This window comes from Microbulbifer okhotskensis (assembly GCF_023895975.1).
GTDB lineage: Bacteria > Pseudomonadota > Gammaproteobacteria > Pseudomonadales > Cellvibrionaceae > Microbulbifer > Microbulbifer okhotskensis.
In genome coordinates, this window is record NZ_JALBWM010000563.1 from 1 (window position 1) to 220 (window position 220).

The 220-nt window shown below is 54.1% G+C and carries 1 protein-coding gene; it reads right to left on the minus strand.

The features are described 5' to 3' along the window. Positions 1–184 (minus strand): helix-turn-helix domain-containing protein (locus MO867_RS23290; RefSeq protein WP_373565939.1); only part of this gene is annotated, 184 nt, incomplete at its 3' end. Positions 185–220 lie beyond the last annotated feature (36 nt).

Here is a 220-nt window from a genome sequence, read left to right on the forward strand (position 1 = left end):
TGATGGCTTCCACAGGGTCGGGAAGATTTAGGGGGTAATGCTTGCTTTCGTAAGCCTCGACCAGCGTGACCAGGACGTCGAGCTTTTCGCCTTCGGGCGTGCCTGGCTCCGCCATCATCAGCATTTCGATTTCTTTCAGTGCCGCACAATAGTCGGCATCAGTGCGAATCGGTTTGATGTCCATCTTCCGTTACCTCTGGCGTTATATCGTCTCGACGTC